The sequence below is a fragment of the Arthrobacter gengyunqii genome (assembly GCF_023022985.1).
GTDB lineage: Bacteria > Actinomycetota > Actinomycetes > Actinomycetales > Micrococcaceae > Arthrobacter_B > Arthrobacter_B gengyunqii.
The window spans coordinates 262,592-286,411 of the sequence record NZ_CP095461.1 but is presented as its reverse complement, the minus strand read 5'-3'; the positions used below and the strand labels follow the sequence as shown (position 1 = coordinate 286,411).

Sequence of the window (23,820 nt, the reverse complement as noted above, 5' to 3'; positions counted from 1 at the left end):
ACAGATGAAATTTTCCACCGCCCAAGGAAGGCACCACATGATCGAAATCCTGAACCCGGCTGAAATAGCGAAGGCACGGGTCACCGGCAGATTGGTCGCAGACATCCTGCAGACCCTGAAACAGCGGACCACCGTTGGCACCAACCTGCTGGAGATCGACCAGTGGACAGCCCGGATGATCCAGGATGCCGGAGCGGAATCCTGCTACGTGGACTATGCCCCGTCCTTCGGCCGGGGACCGTTTGGGCATTACATCTGCACGGGCGTCAACGATGCCGTGCTGCACGGACTGCCGTGCGACTACGACCTGCAGGACGGAGACCTGCTGAGCCTGGATCTGGCCGTTTCCAAGGCAGGGATCGCCGCCGACTCCGCCATCAGCTTCATTGTGGGCGACACCAAACCGGCAGAGAGCCTCGAGCTGATCAACGCCACCGAGCGGGCGCTGGCAGCCGGAATCGCCGTTGCCGGGCCGGGGGCACGGATTGGAGACATCTCGCACGCGATCGGAACGGCCCTGATTAATTCCGGGTACGAGGTGAATACAGAGTTCGGCGGCCACGGCATCGGATCCACCATGCATCAGGACCCGCACGTCCCGAACACGGGCCGGGCAGGCCGCGGTTACACCCTCAGGCCGGGCCTGATGCTGGCCCTCGAGCCGTGGGTCATGGCAGACACCGCCCGGCTCACCTTCGATGCGGACGGCTGGACGCTTCGAAGCGCCACCGGCGCCCGCAGCGCGCACAGCGAACACACCATTGTCATTACGGATGACGGCGCCGACATCCTCACGCTGCCCTCGTCGTCGTAATTCCCGGCACCGAAGCAGCGGTTAGTCCTCGGCATGTGCCTGCAGGAACGAATAAACCTCTGTCTCATCAACTCCGGGAAAAGCGCCCGGAGGCAGTGCAGCCAGCAGGTGTGAGTGCGCCCGCGCGCTGGGCCAGGCAAACCCGGACCATTGGGAAGCCAGCTCACCCGGCGGCGTGCGGCAGCAGTCCGGATCCGGGCAGCGGGATTTGGAGCGCTCCGAGGTGTCGCGGCCGCGGAACCATTTCACGTGCTGGTACGGCACTCCGATGCTGAGCGAGAACTTGCCGGCCGATCCCCGCTCCACCCGTGCCGTGCACCAGTAGGTGCCGGCCGGAGTGTCGGTGTACTGGTTGAACGCGCTGAACTGGTCCGGCACGTTGAACACTTCCCGCGACGTCCAGTAGCGGCAGATCGGCTGGCCCTCGATGGCGCCGGTGTGGTCCGCGGGGAAGGTCACGCCGTCGTTCTCATAGGCCTTGTAAACGATGCCGGACTCGTGGACCTTCTGGAAATGCGTGGGAATGCCCAGGTGCTCCGTGGCCAGGTTGGTGAAGCGGTGTGCCGCAGTTTCATAGGACACCGCGAACGCGTCCCGGATGTCCTCCACCGCAATCTCCTTGGCAGACTTGGCGCGCTGCAGGAAATCAACGGTGGCGTTCTGCGGAAGCAGCAAGGCGGCGGCAAAATAGTTGGTCGCGACGCGCTGGCTCAGAAACTCGCCGTAGCTGCTCGGCGTCTTGTGCTCAAGCACGTAATGGCCCAGGGCCTGCAGCAGCACGGAGCGCGGATCATGGTCCGACCGCTGGGACTGGGTGAGATAAATCCGCCGGTTCTTCAGGTCGGTGACGGAACGGGTGGAGTGCGGCAGGTCCGACACGTGGTGCAGCGCAAAGCCCAGGTGGGCTGCAATGTCCGCGATGACGTGCTGGGACAGCGGACCGGAGGTGTGCCCCACCGAGTTCAGCACCTGCTGGGCAGCCTCCTCGTATTCGGGAAAGTAGTTGTTGCGCTCGCGCATCATCCGCCGCAGCTCGCCGTTGGCCCGGCGTGCTTCCTCGGGTGTGGCCACCTGCTCGTTGAGCCGGCGCTCCAGCTCGGCCTGCAGCCCCACCAAGGACTCCAGGACGTCGATGGGCAGCCGTGATCCGATCCGCACCTTCGGCAGGCCGAGGGACGAATAGAGGGGTCCGCGCTGGGCCCGTTCCAGTTCAATCTCCAAGGCAGCACGCCTGCTGGGCGGCTCCGAGCCCAGCAGTTGGTCAATGCTGACGTCCAGCGCTGCAGCAAGGGCCTGCATCATGCCCAGCTTCGGTTCGCGCTTGCCGTTCTCGATCAGGGACAGCTGTGAGGCGACGGTTCCCACGGCAGCACCCAAATCATCGAGCGTCATTGCCTTGGCTTTGCGCAGGTGCCGGATCCGCCGTCCCAGGCTGATGACGTCCAGCGTGCGCTCCGCTTCGGAGCCGGGAACGGTCTTTCGGGATGCCGGAGCGGGCCGGTTCCATGTTGTGTCGGTCACAAATTCACGATATGCGAAGAACTGCGTTTCTTGCCAGAGAAAAGTCCTAGAAAGGGGGTTGTTATTGCCGGAGAGTTGGTTCCACAGAAGAAATCACCGGTTGAAGCGGCCGGAGATGCAGCAGGATTACAAGGAGACGTTGGTTATGACACAGGAACAGAACACGGCCCCCACCGCCGAGCAGCTCGCCTCCGAATGGGCCACCGACCCCCGCTGGGCCGGCATCGAGCGCGACTACACGGCCGACGACGTCGTGAAGCTGCGCGGACGGGTCCAGGAGGAGCACACGCTGGCACGCCGCGGTTCTGAAAAACTCTGGGACCAGCTCCGCAACGCCGGCGACGAAGGCTACACCAACGCACTGGGCGCCCTCACCGGCAACCAGGCCGTCCAGCAGGTCAAGGCCGGCCTGAAGGCCATCTACCTCTCCGGCTGGCAGGTTGCCGCCGACGCCAACAATGCCGGCCAGACCTACCCGGACCAGTCCCTCTACCCGGCCAACTCGGTGCCCACCGTGGTCCGCCGCATCAACAACGCCCTGCTGCGCGCCGACCAGATCGAGTTCGCCGAAGGCATCCAGAGCGTGGATGACTACATGGTGCCGATCGTGGCTGACGCCGAGGCCGGCTTCGGCGGCCCGCTGAACGCGTACGAGCTGATGAAGTCCATGATCCAGTCCGGCGCCTCGGGCGTGCACTGGGAAGACCAGCTCGCCTCGGAGAAGAAGTGCGGCCACCTCGGCGGCAAGGTCCTGATCCCCACCGGCCAGCACATCCGCACCCTCAACGCTGCCCGCCTCGCGGCCGACGTCGCCGGCACCCCCACCGTGGTGATCGCCCGCACCGACGCCGAGGCTGCCACCCTGATCACGTCCGACGTCGACGAGCGCGACCAGGAGTTCATCACCGGCGAGCGCACACCCGAAGGTTTCTACAAGGTCCGCAACGGCATCGAACCCTGCATCGCCCGGGCCAAGGCCTACGCCCCGTACTCGGACCTCATCTGGATGGAGACCGGAACCCCGGACCTGGAACTTGCCCGCAAGTTCTCCGAGGCCGTCCGCTCCGAGTTCCCCGACCAGATGCTGGCCTACAACTGCTCGCCGTCCTTCAACTGGAAGAAGCACCTGGACGATGACACCATCGCCAAGTTCCAGCGCGAACTCGGCGCCATGGGCTTCAAGTTCCAGTTCATTACCCTGGCCGGCTTCCACGCCCTGAACTACTCCATGTTCGACCTCGCCCACGGTTACGCCCGCAACGGCATGAGCGCCTACGTGGAACTGCAGGAGAAGGAATTCGCTTCCGAATCCCGCGGCTACACCGCCACCAAGCACCAGCGCGAGGTTGGCACCGGCTACTTCGACGCCATCGCCACGGCGCTGAACCCGACCGGCAGCACCCTGGCGCTGGCCGGCTCCACGGAGTCCGCCCAGTTCCACTAAACCCCGGCTCTGCGAAGCCAGATGCGGCGGGGGCGACGGCAAAAGCCGCGCTCCCGCCGCAACACCGCCACAGCTTTGAATCACCCCAAGGAGAACGCCATGAATGACCCGATCACCCTGAACGGTATTTCCCTCACCGCTCCCGCTGTGCGGCGGCAGGAAGAAATCCTCACCCCGCAGGCGCTGGATTTCGTCAAGGCACTGCATCGGGCCACCGCCTCGCGCCGGCAGGAACTCCTCCAGCAGCGCCAGACGCGCCGCCAGCAGATCTCCAACGGGGCTGATCCTTCCTTCCTGGCCGAGACCAGGTCCATCCGCGCCGACGACTCCTGGCGCGTGGCACCCACGGCTCCCGGACTGGAGGACCGCCGTGTGGAAATCACCGGTCCGGTGGACCGCAAAATGACCATCAACGCCCTGAACTCCGGTGCCAAGGTGTGGCTAGCCGACATGGAAGACTCTTCCACGCCGTCGTGGTCCAACGTCATCAACGGACAGCTGAACCTGCGCGACGCCCTGGACCGCCGGATAGACTTCACCTCTGCCGAGGGCAAGGAATACAAGGTGCAGGGCTCGTCCCTGACGGAGCTGCCCACCATCGTTGTCCGTCCCCGCGGCTGGCACCTGCCGGAGAAGCACATGCTGGTCGACAACACTCCGATCGCCGGCGGGATCGTGGACTTCGGCCTGTACTTCTTCCACAACGCCCAGCGCCTGATCTCACAGGGCCGCGGCCCCTACTTCTACCTGCCCAAGATCGAAAACCACCTCGAAGCACGGCTGTGGAATGACATCTTTGTCCTTGCACAGGACCTGATGGGCATCCCGCAGGGAACCATCCGCGCCACTGTGCTGATCGAAACGATCACCGCTGCGTTCGAGATGGAGGAAATCCTCTACGAACTGCGGGACCATGCCGCTGGCCTGAACGCCGGCCGCTGGGACTACATCTTCTCGGTGATCAAGAACTTCCGCACCCGCGGACCCCGGTTCGTGCTGCCGGACCGCAACATGGTGACGATGACCGCTCCGTTCATGCGTGCCTACACCGAGCAACTGGTGCGTGCCTGCCACCGCCGCGGCGCCCACGCCATCGGCGGCATGGCTGCCTTCATTCCGAACCGCAAGGACGCAGCCGCCAACGACGTCGCCATGGAGAAGGTGCGCGCAGACAAGACCCGCGAGGCGAACGACGGCTTTGACGGTTCCTGGGTGGCCCACCCTGATCTGGTGCCGGTGGCCATGGAGGTGTTCGACGGCGTGCTCGGCGAGCGCCCGAACCAGCTGGAGCGGACCCGCGGGGACGTGGTTCCCAACGACAAGGCGCTGCTGGACATCGCCGCCACCCCCGGGGTCATCACTGAGGCCGGCATCCGCAGCAACATCGAGGTGGGTATCCGCTACATCGAGTCCTGGCTGCGGGGCAACGGTGCGGCCGCCATCAACAACCTGATGGAGGACGCAGCCACGGCCGAAATCTCCCGCTCGCAGATCTGGCAGTGGATCCATGCCTCCGCCGTCACCGACGAGGGCGAGATCATCACGCACCACTGGGTGGAGGAACTCCTGGACGAAGAGTTCGCCAACCTGCAGCGCTTCGACGGCGACCGTTTCGATGACGCCCGCGAGCTCTTTGAAGAGGTGGCGTGCGGCGAGCAGTTCCCGACGTTCCTGACCGTTCCTGCCTACGCCCGGTTCCTGCACGAGGCAAGGGAACTGGCGCCGGCCTAACCCGCGGGGGATGCGGATACGCTTTCATATCCGCAAAAGCCGGGGCCGGGAGCCGTTTGCGCAGTGTTTTCTTCACTGCGGGAATGGCTCCCGGCCCTTTCTGCGTTGCAGCGGATATGAAGATTGATATTTGGTCCGACATTGCCTGCCCGTGGTGCTACATCGGCAAACGCCGCTTCGAAGCCGCGCTGGCCTCCTTCCCGCACCGGGACGAGGTTCAGGTGCACTGGCGCAGCTACCAGCTCGATCCGTCCCTCCCCGAACACTACGACGGCACCGAAGTCCAGTACCTCAGCGAACGCAAGGGCATCGATCCGGTGCAGCTGGCCGGAATGCTGGAGCAGGTAACGGCCCAGGCCGCCGGCGAGGGCCTGGCCTACGATTTCGACTCGCTGGTGGTGGCCAACAGCTTCTCGGCCCACCGCCTGATCCATCTGGCCCGTGCCGAGGGCGGCATCAAAGCGGCCGACGCCGTCAAGGAGGCGCTGCTTTCGGCCCACTTCGAGAAGGGGCAGGACATCGGGTCCACGGAGGTGCTGACCGGGATCGGTGCCGCTGCGGGCGTTGACCCGGACAGGATCCGGTCCATGCTGGCCACCGATGAGTATGCCGACGCCGTAAACGCCGACATTTCGCAGGCCCGGTCTTTGGGGGTCAGCGGCGTACCGTTCTTCGTGCTCGATGAGAAGTACGGGATTTCGGGCGCCCAGCCCGTCGAGCTCTTCTCCTCCGCCCTGGAACAGGCGTGGAAGGAATCCCATCCGCTGGTGAACCTCACGCCGGCATCCGCCTCCGCCGACGGTCCTGCCTGCGGTCCGGACGGCTGCTAGGGACTTGGCCGGCAGGTCCAAGGGCTGAAAACCCCGGTCCGCACGCACCGGCGTAATATGGATAGGCCGACTATTCGGCCTATCCCCCAATATCCAAGGTGCGTTCTCTTTGAAGTCCTCCTTTACCCAGGCGCTGGCCCGGGGCCTGAATGTCAGGCACATCCGCTTCATGGCGCTCGGCTCGGCCATCGGCACCGGTCTCTTCTATGGGTCCGCGTCCGCCATCCAGTCCGCTGGGCCGGCGGTCCTGCTGGCCTACATGATCGGCGGCGCCGCTGTGTTCCTGGTCATGCGGGCGCTGGGCGAGATGGCGGTGCGGCATCCGGTCTCCGGCTCGTTCGGCGACTATGCCAGCCGCTATCTGGGTCCGTTTGCCGGCTTCATCACCGGATGGACCTTCGCCTTCGAAATGGCGGTGGTGGCCATTGCCGATGTCACCGCCTTCGGCATTTACATGGGCTTCTGGTTCCCGGACGTGCCGCGCTGGATCTGGATCCTGGCGGTGGTGTTGCTCATCGCGGCGCTGAACCTGATGCGGGTCAAGGTGTTTGGCGAAACCGAATTCTGGCTCTCCATCCTGAAGGTCAGTGCCATCATCGCCATGATTGTGGGCGGCATTGCGATCATCGTGTTCGGTTTCGGGCTCGACGACGGCGCCAACCCGGGCATGGACACCCTCCTGGGTTCCGGCGGCTTATTCGCCAACGGCGTGTGGGGTCTGCTGGCATCCTTCTCCATCGTGATGTTTGCCTTCGGCGGCATTGAGACCATCGGCATCACCGCCGGCGAGGCGGAGAACCCGAAGAAAGCCATCCCCGCTGCGGTGAATACCGTGCCGTTCCGAATCCTTCTGTTCTACGTCTGCACCCTGGCCGTCCTGATGATGATCTTCCCGTGGCAGGATATCGACGGCTCCACCAGCCCCTTTGTGCAGATCTTCGATTCCCTCGGCATTACCGCCGCAGCGCACATCCTCAACGCCGTGGTCATCACCGCCGCCCTCTCCGCCATCAACGCCGACATCTTTGGTGCCGGCCGGATGATGTACGGGCTGGCCCGGCAGGGCCAGGCACCGGCGTCGTTCGCGAAAGTCTCCCGAAACGGCGTGCCCTGGATGACCGTGGCCACCATGGCGGGAGTCCTGCTGGCCGGCGTCGTGCTCAATGCACTGCTGCCCGAATCCCTGTTCACCATCATCGCCTCAATTGCCACGTTCGCCACCGTGTGGGTGTGGCTGATGATCCTGCTGTCGCACATCTCGATGAAGCGCGACATCGCCCGCCGCAACCTGCCCGCCTCGGAATTCGGGGTGCCGTTCTGGCCGGTGGCGTCCTACGCGGCGCTGGCCTTCATGGTCTTCATCGTGGTGCTGCTCGGCGTCATGCCGGGCACACGGGTGGCGCTCATTGTGGGTGCCGTCTGGATTGGCCTGCTGTTCGTTGCCTACCGCCTGTGGGTGCGCGGCGATGGAAGGGTGCGCGCCGATCTGGCCGATGAAACCCTCGATCCCCGGGCGGATTCCGCGGCCGACACCAGTGCAGCCACCCCCGCGGCGGCCGGAGAACCCGGCCGCTGAAGTCCTGATCGGGCTGGGCCACAGCGAGCCGGCGTCGAGTAATTCCGGGGCTGGCAAATACCGTCGCGTTGGGCTCATAAACGCTCCCGGCTATCTGTACAGCGGATACTAGGTATCCCATTTCTTCGGTTCCTCAAATAGTTCCTCCACCGCACACTGAGTTAACGTGACCGACGTCACGTTTCCCCTTTGACTGTCGATGGAGACCCGATGAGAAGCATGACGCCGAGATTCAAGGCCCGGGGCGCCCTCAGCGCCTTACTACTTGCCAGCCTCGCACTGGCATCCTGCAGTTCAGCAACCGCCGAAAATGAGCCAGCCGCCGATTCCTCCGCCGGCTCCTCCGCTTCGGCATCCGCAACCCCCGCCGGCACAGACGCTCTGGCGGCCGCTTATGAAGGCACGGTCGGCGTTCCGCCCGTGGACGCGGTTCCGGTTCCGGAGGATCTGATGGTCTGGATCGTCTCCTGCGGCCAGTCCCAGGTGACGTGCTCGACACCGTCCCAGGCGGCGGCGGATGCAGCCGAAGCCATCGGCTGGCAAAACAGTGTGTGCGACGGCCAGCTCAATCCCAATGGCTGGGCCAACTGCATCCGGCAGGGCGTAGCCGCTGATGCGGACGTCATCCTCGTCATGGGCCAGGATTGCTCCAGCTTCCAAGGCCCGCTGGAGGAAGCCCGCGCAGCGGGGATCACCACGGTGGGGGTTGGCGCCAACGACTGTGACATCGACGGGGGCGAGCCGCTGTACACCGGCATCACACAGAAACTCGAAGGCCTGGACAACGAGCAGTGGTGGAACAAGATCGGCGAGCTGCAGGCGGCCTGGCTGATGGGCCAGACCGACGGCAACGTGAAACTGCTGGAGGTGACCTTTGCGGATGCCCGCTTTGGCCCCTGGATCAGTGACGGCCTGAATGCAGGGCTTGCGGACTGCGATTCCTGTGAAGTTGTTGGCACGCTCCAGCTCAGCAACCAGGACGCGGCTAGCGGGGCCATGGGCCAGAAGCTCTCCACCGCCCTGCTTCAAGCCCCTGACGCCAACGCCATCGCCGTCCCTCTCGACGGTTGGTTCATGGCGGGTCTGTCGCAGGCAATCGTGTCCTCACAGCGCTCGGACGACCTCGCCGTCATCGGCACCTTCGGGCAGCGCAGCAATCTGGACCTGATTGCCTCCGGCCAGGGACAGGACGCTTCTGTGGCATTCAGCCTCGAATGGGACGGATGGGCCGGCATGGACGCCGCCCTCCGACTGCTGGCCGATCAGCCGATCGTGCCGTCCGGCGTCGGGCTTCAGGTGGTGGATGCCACGACCAACATGCCCGCCGACGGCGAATCATTCGCCTACGATCCGGAGATTGACTTCAGGCAGTCGTACCTGGAGGCATGGGGCAAGTAGTGGCTGCTCATGACGAACTGCATCGTTCCGTGCCCGCGGCTCCCGCGGGCACGGAAGGTGCGGATAACCACACGCGGTCCATCACCCTGGGTGCACACGGACTGATGAAATCGTTTGCCGGCGCCGCTGCCCTCTCGGGCGTGGACCTGACGGTCGACGGCGGCACCATCCACGCGCTGCTCGGCGGAAACGGTTCCGGCAAATCCACACTGATCAAGTGCCTCGCCGGGGTGTACCAGGCCGACGCCGGCACCATCACCGTGCGCGGAGAAAGCGTTCCGGCCCGGCAGATGACGCCGCGCCGGGCGCGCGCCGCGGGGCTGAGATTTGTTCATCAGGACCTCGGTTTGTTCGACGCCCTGACCGTTGCAGAGAACTTCGCCCTGGACTCCGGCTTCCCCACCAATCCGCTGCAGGGCATCCGCTGGAAGGAACTGCGGGACCGCGCGGATGAACTGCTGGCGTCCTACGGCATAACGGCCCGTGCCACCGACCCGCTGGGCTCGCTGCGTCCCAGCCAGAAAACCATGGTGGCCGTAGCACGCGCCCTTGCCGACCAGCAGGAAAGCGAGTTTACGCTGCTGCTGGACGAGCCGACGGCGTCCTTGCCGGAGCAGGAAACCCGTGAGCTGATGACGGCCCTGCGCACCCGGGCTGACCTGGGTCAGACAATCGTGCTGGTGACCCACCGTTTCCGCGAGGTCGCCGAAGTTGCCGACTACGTCACGGTGTTGCGCGACGGCATCGTTGCCGGCGGCGGACCGGCAGCCAAGCTGACCACCCCCGACATTGTGGCGATGATGTCCGGTCCGGCCCGGCCCGGGACGAACGCCGTCGGCGACGGCGGTCCCCGGGTCAGCCCGAAGGCGGCCCTGATCGATGACGGGGGCACCGCCACGAACACCGACACACGCGTCCCGGTGCTGGAAGGCCGGAATCTCTCCCGGCCGCCGCTGGCAGAGGTGAGTCTGTCCGTGGCTCCCGGAGAGATCGTGGGCCTGGCCGGACTGGCAGGATCAGGACGCTCCACGGTGCTGCGGGCCATTTTTGGCGACACGCCCCTCGCCGCCGGCGAGATGCTCTTGAACGGAACACCGCACACGCCGTCCTCTCCGGCTGATGCCGTCCGTTCCGGAATCGCCTTTGTGCCGGAAGACCGGCACCGGGACGCTGCCTTTCTGGATCTCGCAGTGCGGGAAAACACCTCTGCCGCCGTCATTGGGCGCTACTGGCGCAAATTGGTGATGAACCTGCGCCTGGAACGTGCTGAAACACACCAACTCGTTGAGGAACATTCCGTTCGTACGGATGGAATCGAAATCCCGATCGGCAGGCTCTCCGGCGGCAACCAGCAGAAGGTGATCCTTGCCCGCTGGCTGCGCCGGAAGCCCCGGCTTCTCCTGCTCGACGAACCCACGCAAGGCGTCGATGTGATGTCCAGGCGGGACATCTACCAGTCCCTGCGGAGCAGTGCGGCGGAGGGCTGCGGCGTGCTGGTGGCCTCCAGCGACCTCGATGAACTTGCCGAACTGTGCGACCGGATCCTGGTCCTGGTAGACGGCCGGATTGTCGCTGAATTCAATCCCGCAGAATCCGGGCGCGGCGCGCTGGCCGCTGCCGTCATGTCCGCGGGTTCCGCCCACCCTGCCTCTCACGAAGGATTCCAAGACTAATGGACGCCACCCACACGCCCCCGGCCGATTCCTCCGACACCCGGCAGGTTCCGGTTTCCGCCACAGCGGATCCGGCTGCCTCCAGCCCGGCGGAGGCTGCTCCCCAACGGCACCGCACACCTCTGGGCACCCGGCTGGAGCGGTTTGCGCTGCCGCTGCTGCTGGTCCTCATTATTGTCTTTTTCGGAGTGTTCCCGGCCAGCTCGTCGGTCTTCCTAAGCGGAGCGAACGTTTCAGTGGTGCTGGCAAACCAGTCCGTTGTCACGCTTGTCGCCATCGCGTTGATTTTTCCTCTCGTCGCCGGCCACTTCGACTTCTCAGTGGGCGGTATCGCGGTCCTGAGCAGCGTGGTGACCGCCGCGTCCATGGCTCATTTTTCGCTGCCGCTGTGGCTGTCCTGCCTGCTCGGCGTGGCCGCAGCCGCCGCGGTGGGCCTCGTCAACGGGCTGCTGGTGGCACGCTTTGAGATGAACGCCTTCGTGTCCACCCTGGGCATGGCCACCCTGCTGGGCGGGCTCATCCAGTGGTACACCGGAGGCCTGGCCATTATCGGCGTCGCCCCCTCCTTCACGGCATTCGGCAGCAGCACCTGGCTGGGGCTTCCGCGCGTGGTGTTCGTGGTGGCGGTCCTGGTCTTTCTGGCCTGGTACCTGCTCACCCACACCCCGTTCGGCCGCTCCCTCTACGCCATTGGCTCCAACAACCGGGCGGCGGTTCTGGTGGGCCTTCCGCTCCGCCGCTATACGCACACCGCGTTCCTCCTCTCCGGCACACTGGCCGGACTCGCGGGAGTGATCCTGGCAGCACGCACCGGCGGGGCAAACGCCGACAACGGAACCTACCTGCTGTTCCCGGCGCTGGCTGCGGTCTTCCTGGGCGCGACGGCAATCCTGCCCGGGCGCTTCAATGTCATTGGCACCGTTTTTGGAGTCTTGTTTGTGGCGGTCAGCGTCAGTGGCCTGACGCTGAGCGGCGCCGCAAACTGGGTGGACCAGGTCTTCAACGGCGTGGCGCTGCTCGTCGCCGTCGGGCTCTCCAGCTATCTGGGCCGCCGCCGCTCCGGCCAGACGACGTAGGGGCAGGCATGGCTGCGACCCGCGGAGTGACCGCTCCGGAGCAGGAACATTTGGCCTCCCGCCTAAGCTGGCACGCATGAAGTCCATCGATCTGAATTTGCTGCCAACGCTTCAGACGCTTCTTCGGCTGCGGAATGTCTCACGGACGGCGGACCATCTGCAGCTGAGCCAGCCGGCAACGAGCGCCGCCCTCGCCCGGCTGCGCCGCTATTTTGACGACGAGCTGCTCGTACGGGCAGGACGGCAGTTCGAGCTCACGCCGCTGGCCCAGGAATTGGTCCCGCTGGTGGATGACGCGATCCAGAACCTGGACCGCGTCACCGGAATCCGCAGCAGGTTTGATCCGCTCACCAGCGACCGTGAATTTGCCATCGCCGCGTCGGACTATGCAACGACCATGGCAGTGGAACCGCTGCGCCGGATCCTGCAGGTGGAGGCGCCCGGCGTCAGCGTGAACTTTGTTCCCACGTCGATGATGCCGTTTCACCAGGCAGATTTCACCCGCTGCGACCTGATCGTAGGTCCGGCCGGGTATGCGCTGCCCGGCGAAAGCAAGCCCGTCTTCCGGGACAGCTTCGTAGCAGTGGTGGATTCCGGGAACCCCGTCCTGGCCGGGGACCTGATCCGTGCCGAGGATCTGGGCAGCCTCCACCATGCGGTGGGTTCCTTCGGCGAATCAATCAAAACCCCGGCAGACCTCTTCTGGGAATCGCTGGGGATTGAACGCAAGGTTGCGGCCAGCGTGTCCGGGCTGCTGGCTCTCCCGCTTCTCGTTGAAGGTACGGATCTGGTGGCGCTGGTTCCCAAAATGCTGGCCCAGAGGGCTCAACGGGGTGCGGGTATTTCCATTATCGAGTTTCCGGTGGAAGCCGAACCCATGCTGGTCGAGGCGATGTTCTGGCACACCACCCGCTCAGAGGACCCCGCGAGCCGCTGGCTCCGGTCCGTAGTCCAACGTGCCTGCGCGCAGCTGCACGGGAATTTGGCGGGGGGCGAAGCCACACGAGTGGCCGTCATGGGGGACGCACGGCCAGCGGTGCAGCGAGGCTGACCCCCGCTGCACCGTCCCGCAGCAGAAACACTGCGGCGTCCGCCGCCGCACGGGGTTCGCTCCCCTCCCGCACGGGGTTTCAGCCCCCGGCCACTCCAGCAATTCCCGCGGCCCCCGCGATCCCGGCACCGTCATGGGCCCGGGGCAACCGCGGCCGCGGCCGGGCACGCACCAAGGTCTGAGCCTCGCGGCGGAGGCCGATGGTGTTGGTGATGGTGCCGATGCCCTCGACCGTCATGCTGACGGTGTCCCCCGTCTGCAGGGGAGGCGGCGTCACCGATCCGTGGCGGCCCCACAGTTCGGCAAGGCACCCGCTGCCGCAGGTCCCGGAGCCCAACACGTCACCGGGCAGCACCCGGGAGTCCTGGGAGGCGTAGGCCACCAGCTCGGCGAACGGCCAGCCCATGTTGGACAGCAGGTCCTCCCCCACCCGTTCCCCGTTGACGTCAACGCTCATCGCCAGGCCCAGGAAACCTTCGGGATCATGCTTGGCGGCAAATTCGTCAGCAGTCACAATCCATGGACCAAGAGTGCCGGCGAAGTCCTTCCCCTTGCACGGACCCAGGCTGACTTTCATCTCACGGCGCTGCAGGTCCCGGGCGGACCAGTCGTTAAAAACGGTGTAACCAAAGATGTGCCGGTGCGCTTCCTCCGCGCTCAGGTTGGCGCCGCTGCTCCCGGGGACCCTGCCGATCACGGCCGCGACCTCCGTCTCGAAGTCCAACTGGCTGCAGCCTGCCGGAATGCCGATTTCCTCACCCGTGGCACGGATCGTGTGCGGGTTGGTGAAATAGAACGTGGGAGCTTCGTACCACTCCTCCATCACGCCGCCGGCGCCCTCGATAGTCTTCCGGATGCCTTCCACGTGTTCTTCAAAGGCGACAAAGTCGCGCATGGAGGCGGGAACCAGCGGGGCCAGGAGTACGACGTCGGACAATGGGCTGGGAGCACCCGCACCCGACTCCCCTGCTCCTTCGATGGTTCGTTCCGCGATCTGCAGGGTTTCTTCCAGCCCGGCGTCCAACAGGTGGTTGGTGGTCTGTCCGGCCGGCAGCCGGTAGGCCAGGTCCTCCTGGATAAAGCCGGAGTGGACCTCCCCGCCGTTTGTCCAGCGTGCAATCTTAACCATCGTCTCCGGTTCCTTCCCCGCTCATGGCCTTGGAATGTGCTGCGTGTCCGGGGCGGATTCCGAGCGCTGCAGCATTTTCGGTGAGGATCCCCTGTTCGTCCTCCGGTGAAAGACCGGCGGCGCGCACTTCGCCCGTGGGGTCTTCGGACCCCATGTCGAACGGATAGTCGGAGCCCATCAGGATCCGGTCGGCTCCGGCCGCCGCGACCAGGGCACGCAGTTCAGCCGGGCTGTGGGTGAGCGAATCGAACCACATCCGCTTCATGTAGGACGACGGAGGTTCGGCGGACCCGCGCGCCTCCGGGCGGACCCGCCAGGCATGGTCGGACCGTCCCAGCGTGGTGGGAAGGTAGCCGCCGCCGTGCGCCGCAATCAATCGCAGGCCGGGGTAGCGGTCCAGCACCCCGGCGAAGATCAGGTGGGACAGGGCGACTGCGTTCTCTGCCGGCTGCGACACCGTGTTGGCGAGGTAGAACCGGTCCAGCCGTTCATCCAGGGAACAGCCGAAGGGGTGCAGGAAGATGATCGCACCCAATTCTTCGGCGCGCGCCCAGAACGGTTCAAGCCGGACGTCGGACAGTTCCACGGTCCCCTCGTTCGGCCCCTGGCCGGCGATGCGGTCCCGGCCGGGGGCATAGGAACCGATTTCCACCCCGTACAGGCCGCACTCCTGCACCGCATGCTCCAGTGCGGCCACCATGAGGTCCGGGTGCTGCAGCGGAACCAGCCCCAGTCCGGCCAGGCGGTCCGGCGCCGATTCCACCAGCTCCATCATCGCGGTGTTGGCCCGGCGGGCGATCTCCGCTCCGACGTCCGGCTCCGCGAAGTAGTAGTAGTGCGACGGCGACGGCGAAACCAGCTGCACGTCGATGCCGGCGGCGTCCATGTCCGCGAGCCGCCGGGAAAGGTCCACCAGCCGCGGCCAGCGTTCCCGGATCATGGCACCGGAGTGTTCCGCGGACACGGGTCCCTGCCGCCTGGCATCAAGTTCCTGCGCGGCAGCAAATTCCGCCGGAGCGGAAGCCGCCACAAACCCTTGGAGCTCGGGCAGCACCACGTGGGCATGGACATCGACCAGAGGGGCCGCGGCCGGGCGCTGGGCCTGGGCCTGGGCCTGGGGTACGCTCATGCGGGCTGGGTCACGGTTGCTGCCACGGAGCCGATCAGACCCGGAACGTCCGCGTTCCGGATCTCGCCGTCGAGCATCCACTGCCCCAGCTGGACAGATCCCCGGACCACGGTCCGGGCGCGCGCCAGCCGGCGTTCCGTAAACGCTTCCCACAGGGCGTCGTTCAGTTCTTCGCCGTTGGTCAGCAGTTCGGCAAGGACTGCAGCGTCTTCGACCGCCATGGCCGCGCCCTGGGCAATGGTGGGTGGGCAGCTGTGGGCAGCATCGCCGATGATCACCACCCGGCCGCGGTTCCACGGACCATCCACCAGGTGGGCCGTGAACCGGGTGTAGTTGACCCGCGCGCTGTGGTCCAGGCTGGCTGTGATCTCCTTCCAGGGCCCGCCGTAGGCCGCGGCGAGGCCGGCCATGATCTTCGGGCCGTCCTCGACGCTGCGCTCCTGTGCATCTTCGACCAGGTAGGCGTACATGGTGTCCTCGCCGGTGGGGCAGTAGCCGGCAATGTAGCAGGGCCCGCCATAGGTGAGATCCGTGCGGACCACCTCGGCGGGGCGCTCCACGAACGCCCGCCAGATGCCCATCCCGGTGGGTTCCGGTTCGGTTTTGATCCCGATCGCTGTACGCACCGCGGAGTGGAGTCCGTCGGCGCCGATCAGCAGGTCATAGCTGAGCCGGTCGCCGTCGTCGGTAATGACAGTGACTGAACTGCCGTCCTGTTCCACGCCCTTGACCTTCGTGCCGTAGCTGATGCGTGCGCCGGCGTTGACGGCGCGGCGCCGGAGGGCGTCGGCGAGGTCCGGCCGGTACATCCCCAGCGTTGCCGGCAGGTCCGCTCCGCCGGTCCGGGCATCGTCCGTCACGGAGAGGACGGTTCCCGCCGGATCCGGTGCGCGGAAACCCAGCTCGCTGAAGGCAAAGCCCTTCGCCGCGATTTCGTCCCAGATGCCGAGCTGCCGGAAGATCCTCAGGGCGTTGCCCTGGAGCGTGATGCCGGACCCCAGCGAAGAGGGGCCCGTTTCCTTCTCCAGGATTTCCACGTCGATGCCTGCATCGGCCAGCAGAACCGCAGCCGTCAATCCGGCTGCCCCCGAACCGACAATTCCTACTTTGCTCACAGCTGCCATGGTGCAAACTCCTTTGTTTTCAGTCAGGCGCGGATGGGAGGGGTTACTTTACAGCGATGGGGTTGACCGGTGATCCGACCGCACCGGTGATGGGCAGGGGCGCGGCCGTAAGCAGGAAGTCGTACTGACCGTCCGCGGCACAGGACTCTGCGAGCTGCTCCGGATCCCACATTTCCCCCAGGTACAGGCCAAGGTTGGGAATGGCAATCTGGTGCAGCGGCTGGAACGCCGTGTCAAATTCGTTGGGCCGGACCTCGAAGCCCCAGGTGTCGGTGGCGATACCGGCAATCTCGCTCCGGTGCAGCCAGGGCGCGGTGCCGAAGGACAGTCCCGGGGCCGGTCCCCCTGCATAGTCGCCCCATCCCAGGCGCAGGGTCCGGGCGTACTGGCCGGTCCGCAGCACCACAATGTCGCCGCGGCGAACCACGGAACTCGGACCCTGTTTCGCGATGGTGGCCTCGAGGTGTTCGGCCGTGATGGCAAACCCGTCCGGCAGTTCGCCGGCGTCCTCGCCCAGCTCGGGACCCAGTGCCCGCCCGACGTCGAGCAGCACACCCCGGGTGACGATTTTCGCCGCTGCCGTCTGGATCCCGGTTACCTGGTCGCCGTCGCTGGTCACCACCTTCCCCGCGCGGCGGCCGTTCCAAGCTTTTCCACGATCGAAGATATGCCCAAGGCCGTCCCACTGGGTGGAGCACTGCAGCGGCATGGTGATGTAGTCGTCCGCACCGCCAATGCCATGCGGAAAGCCCTGGTTCCCTAATTCCGCATCCGTGCCGGTGTCCGTCATGGTGTGCACCGGATTGATGCGGCGGCGCCAACCCTTCTGCGGACCATCGGTGTTGAACGGCTGGGACAGGGAAAAGGCCTGCCCGGTCCGGACCAGGCCGGCTGCCTCAACCCGCTTCGCCTCGTCAATGAAATTCAGCGTCCCAAGGACGTCGTCCGAACCCCAGCGGCCCCAGTTGTTGTGCGCGGCAGCCATGGCCTCGATGCTGCCCAGTGCGTCCGAGCGGCGAATCATCCCCTGGTCTTCAGCATTAACCTCGATCACGGTGCCACCTCATCCCTGCAGTGCACCAGCTGCGTGCCCAGCCCGGTGATCGTGCCTTCCATGACGTCCCCGTCGCGCAGCATGCGGCCCCAGTGTGCCCCGTTGCCGGACGGGCTGCCGGTCAGGATCAGGTCCCCGGGCAGCAGCGGCATCTGCTGGGAGGCGTGTGAAATGAGCTGGGCCACGGTGAAGATCATGTCCGCCGTCGATTCCTTTTGCATGGTCTCGCCATTGAGCCGGAGCGTGACCATCAGGTCCTGCGGGTCCTCGACGAACTTCGCCGGCAGTACCAGAGGCCCGGTGGGCAGGAATCCGGGGGCGTTCTTGGCACGGAACCAATCACTGCCGATGGCCGGCATGTCCTTGCGGAAAACCAGCTCCCTGGTGGTGATGTCATTGACCATCGTGTAACCGAAGACATGGTCCAGCGCTTCCTCGGGACTCACGCGGAAGGCCCGTTTGCCGATGACGGCGGCCAGTTCCAGTTCCCAGTCATGGGTTTTGCTGTAGCTCGGAAGCACCAGGTCCTCAGTGGCGGAGGCCATCGCCGTCGGGAGCCCGATGAAAAAGTACGGTGTACCCTCGGCCCGCCGGTCCATGGTGGCAGTGATCCGGGCACGGATCTCCTCCTCGGTGCCGCCGCCGTCACGGTGCGCCACGGCCAGATCAATGACGTGCTGGCGATAGTTGGCGCCGGCCTGCAGGACCTGCCGCGGCTGGAGCGGGGCGAGCACGGTCAGCTCTTCGGAGTTGAGCCAGCCGGGGGCGTCGGAGGATTGTTCTGTGGAGGATTGTTCGGCAAGCAGGTCCAGCTGGGGTTCCGCCTTGTCCCAGTGCTCGATCACGGCCTCCATGGTGATGCTGCCGTCCCCGGGCAGGTCCAGGTTGGCGTCCGTCAGCGGCAGGACCTGGCCTCCGGTCTCCAGCCCGGTCCGGGGCTCACCCGTGTTCGGATCCGTGAACGTGATCAGCGAGTACGTCACCGGTTCAGCCCCTGCCATGCTCGGCGTAGGGGTTGAGCAGCGCCTGTTTCATTTCCTCCGAGGCGCCTTCCTCGGTGGCCGTGAATCCGTCCGCCAGCGGGAAGGACTCCGTCATGGAATGCGGCATGGCCCCGTTGCGGTAGAAGTTGTTGGACCCGAGGGACGGCTTCCATGACCGCGCCTCCCAGTCCGGCACATAGTTCCGGTAGCCGCCCGAGTTCAGCTCCACCCGCAGGCCGCTGGGTTCCCGGAAGTAGAGGAAATTCTGCTCGCCGATACCGTGGATGGACGGGCCGTATTCCATGGCGGTCCCGTTCTCCATCAACACGTCCGCCGTGCGCAGCAGGTCCTCATGGGTGTCCACCCAGAAGGCGATGTGGTTGACGCGGCCGGCGCAGTCCGATGTGTCCATGACGACGCCCAGGTCGTGAGACTTTTCGTTGGTGGTGAGGACCGAGAAGACGGTGATCGGAGCCTCGTCCAGAGTTGTGAAAGCCATGATGCGGAAGCCCAGGGCCCGGTTGTACCACTCGGCGAAACCGCGCACGTCGCTGGCCGCTATGGTGACATGGTCCAGGAAACGGGGGGCAGCGGCATGGCTGCTGCGGCGTTCGGGACGGTCCGGGTAGGACGACTCGAAACCCGGCTCCGCCACGTAGTTTTCCACCTCGTAGAACAGCTTCATCGGGTGCCCGTAAGGTCCGGTGAACTGATAGGCCTTGCCGTGGGCGTGTCCGCCCGAAACCCATTCGCCCTGCACTCCCGCGGCTTCGATGCTTGCTGCCGCTGCCCCAAGTGCCTCTTCGGATGCAGTGCGCCAGGCCATGTTCGCCAGCGAAGGCTCGGCGCCGGGACGCACCACCAGGCTGTAGCGGTAGTAGTCGCCCCAGCAGCGAAGATAGGAAACACCGTCAATGGAATCAACCAGCCGCATGCCGAACTTCTCCACGTAGAAACGGGTCGAGGCGTCAACGTCGGGGCTGGTGATTTCCAGATGTGCCAAATGGGAGAGGAGTCGATCCACGGGCTTACTCGCCTTCAATAGTTGCTGATGTTCAGTCCAACTGTGAGGCGCATCATATATTTGGAGAAGACGTAATTCCCTATGTCAGGTATTCATGAAACAGATGCCTGACTGCCCGCGCGACGGATTGGCGCAGGGCCGCGAACCGCTAAGCGGGCAGAGCTGCTCCGGAGCTGACCTGCTGGTCGGACGCAGGAAAATTTCGCAGCGCCAGCACGACGACGGCGGCTCCCACCGCAGCGAAAATTGCCTCCAGCGGCTGGTATTCGATGAACGCCACTTCCCACGCTTCCAGCCCAACCAGCGCGGTTCCGGCGGCAATGGACACCAGGCGTGCGGCCCGGTGCCGCCGCAGGGTCAGCAGCCCCGCAAGCAGGTAACCGCCGCCGCAACCGGCGGCCAAAAGAAGTCCCGGAACCCGCCAGTCCGTAAACGGAGTACGCCGCAGGACTGCCGGGCTGGCGTGCAAAAAGGCGCCGTCCGGTCGCAGCGACAGGAGGATGCCTCCTCCCAGGGCAGCCGCAGCCGTACCGAACTCCAGTCCGATCAGGGTTCGTTCTTCCGGCGTGCGCCTCATGCTTAGCCCGCCGGAGCCGGAGGTGCCGCGGTCTCGGTCATCGACGGGCAGCTCATCGGCCCGGTGGCGGTGGTCGAAACGTTTTCCGCAGGCACCAGCGCTGTATACCCGGACCCCAGAACCACGTCCACCGTGGCATCGGCTCGGGCGTCCTGGGAGTACTGGGTTTCCGGAATCTGCTGCTGCAGGGTGAAGGCCGCGGCTTCTCCTTCCGGTCCGGAGATGATGATGGCGGTCATGCCCTGACGGTTGACCGAGCTGTTGCCGACGGTCCCCTTCTGGAAACCACGTTCAGCCAGGGCTTCGGAAACCTGCGTGGCCAGCCCCGCCGTCGGCGTCGTGTTGTACACGTTGACCGTTATGGTGTCCGGCGGTTGATACGAGAATGGCCCCACGGGGCATTCCTTGGAGGCCACCGGCTTTTCCACGGGTTCAGAGAGGACGATCCATCCCCTCAGGACTGCGACGGCAAACAGCGCCCCGGCCAGCAGCACGGCCGCAAGCAGGCCAATGACAATCCGGTGCCGCAGCTTCCGCCGGCGGGCCAGCCGCACCCGCTCCGCTTCATTCGCCTCCGCGTCAAAGACGGCACCGAGATCGTCCTCAGTGACAATCCGGTGGCCGTGCCACTCGGTGGGGTCACTCTTGGCTGCCCTGTTCCGATGCTGCGCACCGGAGGGCCTGTCAGTCATCGATCACCAGGACGCGGGCATGCAGGATGGTCCGCTGGTGCAGGGCCGTCCGCACCGCCCGGTGCAGTCCGTCTTCCAGGTACATGGTGTCCTTCCATTGCACAACGTGCGGAAACAGGTCTCCGAAGAAGGTGGAATCCTCAGCCAGCAGGGCGCCCAGGTCAAGGGTGCTCTTGGTGGTGACCAGCTCATCGAGCCGGACCTGCCGGGGAGGCACCGCCGCCCAGTCCTTGGGCGTTACGTATCCATGGTCGGGGTAAGGGCGCCCGTCGCCAACAGCTTTGAAGATCACTAATACAGAGTAAAGAACATCTGCACCCTTTGAAACAGGGCACCCCGGCGGGGCGTTCGCATTCGGTTACAAATAGGCCACTGACGAGCCGTTTTCACCCCATCCGACCTCTCACCAGTACAAACGCGCCGCGTCGCCGGACAGCAGACAGTTTTCCGGGACCTGCGCCACGGTGGAATACTGGCACGGTGATTTCCTCCCGCTTTGGACTCCTGCTCGACGTCGACGGCCCCGTGGCCAGCCCGGTCACCCGATCCGTGCCCGCCGGAATTATTGCCGATCTCGTGGCCCTGGCAACCGCCGGATGGCCCGTCATCTTCAACACCGGCCGGTCCGACGAGTTCATCCGGGAGCAGGTAATGCTCCCGATGATCGCGGCGGGCCTTTCCTCGGACACCATGCTGCACGCCGTTTGTGAAAAAGGAGCCGTCTGGTTCTCCTTCACCGGCTCCGGTCCCGGCGAGCCGCAGGTTGATTCCACGCTGGCCCTTCCCCGAAACTACGCCGACGCCGTCCGGGAGTTGGTGGCCGAGAAGTACAGCGGTCACATGTTCTACGACGAAACCAAGCGCGCCATGGTGTCGGTCGAACAGCACGTGGACGTGGCCAACGCCGACTACCTGGCCGAGCAGCAGCAGTTCGACGCTGACGCACTGGCGCTGATGGGGACGTTCGATCTGGGCGTGTGCCGCCTGGATCACCATGCCCCGGACAGCGACGATTCCATTGACTACCGCATTGATCCCACGATCATTTCCACCGATATTGAAGCGCTGGGCGTGGGGAAGGACCTCGGCGCCCGCCGCGCCCTCGCACTGTTGGACGCTGCCGGCACGGAGATTCCCCGAGTCTGGCGCACCGTGGGAGATTCCCGCACGGACTACGCGATGGCGGATGAGCTGCACGCACTGGGTTACGACGTCGCGCACGTGGACGTCCGCCCGGCCGACGGAGTTCCGGCCAAGCCCTATCCGGTGCTGACCGCCGGGGACCGCATCCATGAAGACGCCGGCGGCGCGTACTTTGCCCGCTGGGCGGCCATGGCCGCGGGCAGGGCAACCGACGACGACGGCGTGAGCTAATTCTTCAGCTGAGCTAGCTTCTCAACTGCCGGGCTGCCCGGCGGACCGCCGCCGTCAGCCGGTCCAGGCGCTGTGACTGGAGGGACCAGAACTGCCAGTACAGTACGACGTCGTGGTGATCCCGCGCGTCGAGCAGCACCAGGCTGCCGTTGTCGAAGTCCGAGCCAACCTGCAGTTCCGGCACCATTCCCCACCCCAGCCCGGCACGTACGGCGGCCACGAAGGCCTCGGACGACGGCACGGTGTGCATGGGCGGCGCGCCGGCCCTGCAGCGGGTGGCAAGGAAACCGCGCTGCAGGTCGTCCTTGGCGTTGAACTGCAACACCGGCATGGCGTCCCAGTCCGGGCCGCCTGCACCGGCAAACCGGTCCCGCAGCCCGGGAGCGGCGGCAGGGACATAACGCATTGCTCCCAGCCGCACTGCCCGGCAGCCATTCGCCGGAGTCCGATCCGACGTCACCGCTCCCATCACGTCGCCCTGCCGCAGCAGGCGGCTGCTGTAGTCCTGGTCCTCAACATGCAGGTCAAGGGTGGTATCCGCCCAGCCTGCGGCCTCCGCGAGCACGGGCAGGAACCACGTGGCCAGGGAATCGGCGTTTACAGCCAGCCGGGTGGAGGTCAATGCCGATGCCTGGGGTCCCAGAGCCTCCCGGGCGTCGGCCTCCAGCAGTTGCACCTGCCGGGCCATCCGCAGCAGGACGGCTCCGGGTTCCGTGGGGCTGCACGGCACGCCGCGGCGGATCATGATCTGACCCTCCGCGTTTTCCAGGGCCTTGATTCGCTGGCTGACCGCTGAGGGGCTGATGTGCAGCCGGTCTGCCGCCGCTTCGAAAGTACCCTCGTCCACGACGGCGGCAAGTGCCCTCAAGTGCTCAAAGTTCATGAAGCAAAGCTAATGCATCCTGAAAATCATTCGTTGGATTGAATCAACGCGGCTGGCTACGGTGAAGACATGTTAAGCATCGCGGCAACCGGCCTGGTCACCGGTCTGGGACTGATTATGGCTATCGGAGCCCAAAACGCTTTTGTGCTGCGGCAGGGTTTGAGGCGCGAGCACCTCTCGGTGGTAGTCACGCTCTGCATTGTCAGTGACGTGCTGCTGATTTTCGGCGGCACCGCGGGAATTGGCGCACTGGTGGCCCGCTTTCCCGCCGCACTGGAGATACTCCGGTGGGGCGGGGCCGCCTATTTGGCCTGGTGGGGCATCCGCTCGCTGATCTCTGCGCTGCGCCCCTCGGCCTTAACCGCCCAGGGGCCGCGTGCCAGGGGGACCGTCATCCTGACCACCCTCGCCCTGACCTTCCTGAATCCGCATGTCTATCTGGATACGGTGGTGCTGCTGGGCAGCCTGGCGAACCAGTACGGTCCGGACGCCCGCTGGCTTTTTGCGGCCGGCGCCGCCGTCGGCAGTTGCCTCTGGTTCACAGCGCTGGGTTACGGCGCCCGCTCGCTGTCCGGCGTGCTGAACCGGCCTCGGACCTGGCAGATACTGGACCTGCTCATCGGCGTCGTGATGCTGGTTCTGGCCGTGCGGCTGGCCCTGGGCTGACGCTCATTCTGGATGGGGGCTGGTCCTAAGCTGTGCTGGATTGGGGCTGGTGCTGTGCTGCGCCTGATCCT

Annotated in this window: 22 protein-coding genes; 11 read left to right on the top strand and 11 right to left on the bottom strand. The window is 65.5% G+C overall.

Going from position 1 to position 23,820, the window contains the following annotated elements; all coding sequences use genetic code 11:
* The first annotated feature begins 37 nt into the window (after positions 1-37).
* Positions 38-814: a type I methionyl aminopeptidase gene (gene map, locus MUG94_RS01430; protein ID WP_227909115.1), complete on the top strand. Its 777-nt coding sequence runs from the start codon at positions 38-40 to the stop codon at positions 812-814.
* A 21-nt stretch (positions 815-835) separates the two neighbouring features.
* Here the strand turns inward: map and MUG94_RS01425 are convergent, their stop codons facing one another.
* On the bottom strand, positions 836-2,335 hold the full coding sequence (locus MUG94_RS01425; protein WP_227909116.1) for a helix-turn-helix transcriptional regulator: 1,500 nt from the start codon (positions 2,333-2,335) through the stop codon (positions 836-838).
* 145 nt (positions 2,336-2,480) lie between these two features.
* Between MUG94_RS01425 and aceA the strand changes: the two genes are divergently transcribed.
* The 8 genes from aceA to MUG94_RS01385 all read left to right on the top strand — a co-directional run bounded on the left by aceA (position 2,481) and on the right by MUG94_RS01385 (position 13,114).
* A complete protein-coding gene (gene aceA / locus MUG94_RS01420) occupies positions 2,481-3,779 on the top strand; it encodes an isocitrate lyase (RefSeq protein ID WP_227892477.1) in 1,299 nt (432 codons plus the stop codon).
* A 99-nt stretch (positions 3,780-3,878) separates the two neighbouring features.
* Positions 3,879-5,510 (top strand): malate synthase A, encoded by a 1,632-nt coding sequence (aceB, locus tag MUG94_RS01415; protein ID WP_227892478.1) that lies wholly within the window; start codon positions 3,879-3,881, stop codon positions 5,508-5,510.
* A gap of 116 nt (positions 5,511-5,626) precedes the next feature.
* Positions 5,627-6,340, top strand: a complete 714-nt coding sequence (locus tag MUG94_RS01410) for a DsbA family oxidoreductase (RefSeq protein WP_227909117.1) — start codon at positions 5,627-5,629, stop codon at positions 6,338-6,340.
* 169 nt (positions 6,341-6,509) lie between these two features.
* Positions 6,510-7,916, top strand: coding sequence for an amino acid permease (locus MUG94_RS01405; RefSeq protein WP_227909181.1), 1,407 nt, complete (start codon positions 6,510-6,512; stop codon positions 7,914-7,916).
* A gap of 219 nt (positions 7,917-8,135) precedes the next feature.
* Complete coding sequence (locus MUG94_RS01400; protein ID WP_247098826.1) at positions 8,136-9,314, top strand: sugar ABC transporter substrate-binding protein; 1,179 nt, start codon at positions 8,136-8,138, stop codon at positions 9,312-9,314.
* Positions 9,314-10,987, top strand: coding sequence for a sugar ABC transporter ATP-binding protein (locus MUG94_RS01395; RefSeq protein ID WP_227909119.1), 1,674 nt, complete (start codon positions 9,314-9,316; stop codon positions 10,985-10,987). The genes MUG94_RS01400 and MUG94_RS01395 overlap by 1 nt, the downstream gene beginning before the upstream one ends.
* Positions 10,987-12,063 (top strand): ABC transporter permease, encoded by a 1,077-nt coding sequence (locus tag MUG94_RS01390; protein ID WP_227909120.1) that lies wholly within the window; start codon positions 10,987-10,989, stop codon positions 12,061-12,063. Before MUG94_RS01395 ends, MUG94_RS01390 begins: the two co-directional genes overlap by 1 nt.
* Before the next feature lie 76 nt (positions 12,064-12,139).
* On the top strand, positions 12,140-13,114 hold the full coding sequence (locus tag MUG94_RS01385) for a LysR family transcriptional regulator (RefSeq protein ID WP_227909121.1): 975 nt from the start codon (positions 12,140-12,142) through the stop codon (positions 13,112-13,114).
* Between the two features lie 79 nt (positions 13,115-13,193).
* Here the strand turns inward: MUG94_RS01385 and MUG94_RS01380 are convergent, their stop codons facing one another.
* The 9 genes from MUG94_RS01380 to MUG94_RS01340 all read right to left on the bottom strand — a co-directional run bounded on the left by MUG94_RS01380 (position 13,194) and on the right by MUG94_RS01340 (position 21,118).
* Positions 13,194-14,243, bottom strand: coding sequence for a fumarylacetoacetate hydrolase family protein (locus tag MUG94_RS01380; protein WP_227909122.1), 1,050 nt, complete (start codon positions 14,241-14,243; stop codon positions 13,194-13,196).
* The gene (locus tag MUG94_RS01375; protein WP_227909123.1) at positions 14,236-15,372 is read right to left on the bottom strand and encodes an amidohydrolase family protein; all 1,137 of its coding nucleotides are present in this window, start codon (positions 15,370-15,372) and stop codon (positions 14,236-14,238) included. Before MUG94_RS01375 ends, MUG94_RS01380 begins: the two co-directional genes overlap by 8 nt.
* Positions 15,369-16,496: an FAD-dependent monooxygenase gene (locus tag MUG94_RS01370; RefSeq protein ID WP_227909124.1), complete on the bottom strand. Its 1,128-nt coding sequence runs from the start codon at positions 16,494-16,496 to the stop codon at positions 15,369-15,371. The genes MUG94_RS01375 and MUG94_RS01370 overlap by 4 nt, the downstream gene beginning before the upstream one ends.
* Positions 16,497-16,539: 43 nt before the next feature.
* Positions 16,540-17,520, bottom strand: coding sequence for a cyclase family protein (locus MUG94_RS01365; RefSeq protein ID WP_227892538.1), 981 nt, complete (start codon positions 17,518-17,520; stop codon positions 16,540-16,542).
* A gap of 26 nt (positions 17,521-17,546) precedes the next feature.
* Positions 17,547-18,551, bottom strand: coding sequence for a fumarylacetoacetate hydrolase family protein (locus MUG94_RS01360; protein WP_227909125.1), 1,005 nt, complete (start codon positions 18,549-18,551; stop codon positions 17,547-17,549).
* On the bottom strand, positions 18,538-19,557 hold the full coding sequence (locus MUG94_RS01355) for a VOC family protein (protein WP_227892488.1): 1,020 nt from the start codon (positions 19,555-19,557) through the stop codon (positions 18,538-18,540). The genes MUG94_RS01360 and MUG94_RS01355 overlap by 14 nt, the downstream gene beginning before the upstream one ends.
* A 148-nt stretch (positions 19,558-19,705) precedes the next feature.
* Positions 19,706-20,134: a hypothetical protein gene (locus MUG94_RS01350; protein ID WP_227909126.1), complete on the bottom strand. Its 429-nt coding sequence runs from the start codon at positions 20,132-20,134 to the stop codon at positions 19,706-19,708.
* Positions 20,135-20,136: 2 nt separating this feature from the next.
* On the bottom strand, positions 20,137-20,826 hold the full coding sequence (locus MUG94_RS01345) for a LytR C-terminal domain-containing protein (RefSeq protein WP_227909127.1): 690 nt from the start codon (positions 20,824-20,826) through the stop codon (positions 20,137-20,139).
* Entirely contained in the window at positions 20,819-21,118 is a 300-nt protein-coding gene (locus tag MUG94_RS01340; protein ID WP_227892491.1) for a type II toxin-antitoxin system VapB family antitoxin, read from the bottom strand. Before MUG94_RS01340 ends, MUG94_RS01345 begins: the two co-directional genes overlap by 8 nt.
* A 188-nt stretch (positions 21,119-21,306) precedes the next feature.
* On the opposite strand from MUG94_RS01340, the gene MUG94_RS01335 reads away from it, so the two are divergent.
* Positions 21,307-22,200 (top strand): hypothetical protein, encoded by an 894-nt coding sequence (locus MUG94_RS01335; RefSeq protein ID WP_227909128.1) that lies wholly within the window; start codon positions 21,307-21,309, stop codon positions 22,198-22,200.
* Positions 22,201-22,213: 13 nt separating this feature from the next.
* Here MUG94_RS01335 and MUG94_RS01330 read toward each other — a convergent pair whose 3' ends face one another.
* The gene (locus MUG94_RS01330; protein ID WP_227909129.1) at positions 22,214-23,083 is read right to left on the bottom strand and encodes a LysR family transcriptional regulator ArgP; all 870 of its coding nucleotides are present in this window, start codon (positions 23,081-23,083) and stop codon (positions 22,214-22,216) included.
* A 69-nt stretch (positions 23,084-23,152) separates the two neighbouring features.
* On the opposite strand from MUG94_RS01330, the gene MUG94_RS01325 reads away from it, so the two are divergent.
* The gene (locus tag MUG94_RS01325; protein ID WP_227909130.1) at positions 23,153-23,749 is read left to right on the top strand and encodes a LysE/ArgO family amino acid transporter; all 597 of its coding nucleotides are present in this window, start codon (positions 23,153-23,155) and stop codon (positions 23,747-23,749) included.
* Positions 23,750-23,820 lie beyond the last annotated feature (71 nt).

What these genes read in the sequence shown, in the direction of transcription:
- MUG94_RS01325 (WP_227909130.1), top strand. Translation starts at nt 23,153, where the DNA reads ATGTTAAGCATCGCGGCAACCGGCCTGGTCACCGGTCTGGGACTGATT.
- MUG94_RS01330 (WP_227909129.1), bottom strand. Translation starts at nt 23,083, where the DNA reads ATGAACTTTGAGCACTTGAGGGCACTTGCCGCCGTCGTGGACGAGGGT.
- MUG94_RS01410 (WP_227909117.1), top strand. Translation starts at nt 5,627, where the DNA reads ATGAAGATTGATATTTGGTCCGACATTGCCTGCCCGTGGTGCTACATC.
- MUG94_RS01380 (WP_227909122.1), bottom strand. Translation starts at nt 14,243, where the DNA reads ATGGTTAAGATTGCACGCTGGACAAACGGCGGGGAGGTCCACTCCGGC.
- MUG94_RS01385 (WP_227909121.1), top strand. Translation starts at nt 12,140, where the DNA reads ATGAAGTCCATCGATCTGAATTTGCTGCCAACGCTTCAGACGCTTCTT.
- MUG94_RS01400 (WP_247098826.1), top strand. Translation starts at nt 8,136, where the DNA reads ATGACGCCGAGATTCAAGGCCCGGGGCGCCCTCAGCGCCTTACTACTT.
- MUG94_RS01375 (WP_227909123.1), bottom strand. Translation starts at nt 15,372, where the DNA reads ATGAGCGTACCCCAGGCCCAGGCCCAGGCCCAGCGCCCGGCCGCGGCC.
- MUG94_RS01405 (WP_227909181.1), top strand. Translation starts at nt 6,510, where the DNA reads ATGGCGCTCGGCTCGGCCATCGGCACCGGTCTCTTCTATGGGTCCGCG.
- MUG94_RS01360 (WP_227909125.1), bottom strand. Translation starts at nt 18,551, where the DNA reads ATGGCAGGGGCTGAACCGGTGACGTACTCGCTGATCACGTTCACGGAT.
- aceB (WP_227892478.1), top strand. Translation starts at nt 3,879, where the DNA reads ATGAATGACCCGATCACCCTGAACGGTATTTCCCTCACCGCTCCCGCT.
- MUG94_RS01345 (WP_227909127.1), bottom strand. Translation starts at nt 20,826, where the DNA reads ATGACTGACAGGCCCTCCGGTGCGCAGCATCGGAACAGGGCAGCCAAG.
- MUG94_RS01370 (WP_227909124.1), bottom strand. Translation starts at nt 16,496, where the DNA reads ATGGCAGCTGTGAGCAAAGTAGGAATTGTCGGTTCGGGGGCAGCCGGA.
- MUG94_RS01390 (WP_227909120.1), top strand. Translation starts at nt 10,987, where the DNA reads ATGGACGCCACCCACACGCCCCCGGCCGATTCCTCCGACACCCGGCAG.
- MUG94_RS01365 (WP_227892538.1), bottom strand. Translation starts at nt 17,520, where the DNA reads ATGATTCGCCGCTCGGACGCACTGGGCAGCATCGAGGCCATGGCTGCC.
- aceA (WP_227892477.1), top strand. Translation starts at nt 2,481, where the DNA reads ATGACACAGGAACAGAACACGGCCCCCACCGCCGAGCAGCTCGCCTCC.
- MUG94_RS01350 (WP_227909126.1), bottom strand. Translation starts at nt 20,134, where the DNA reads ATGAGGCGCACGCCGGAAGAACGAACCCTGATCGGACTGGAGTTCGGT.
- map (WP_227909115.1), top strand. Translation starts at nt 38, where the DNA reads ATGATCGAAATCCTGAACCCGGCTGAAATAGCGAAGGCACGGGTCACC.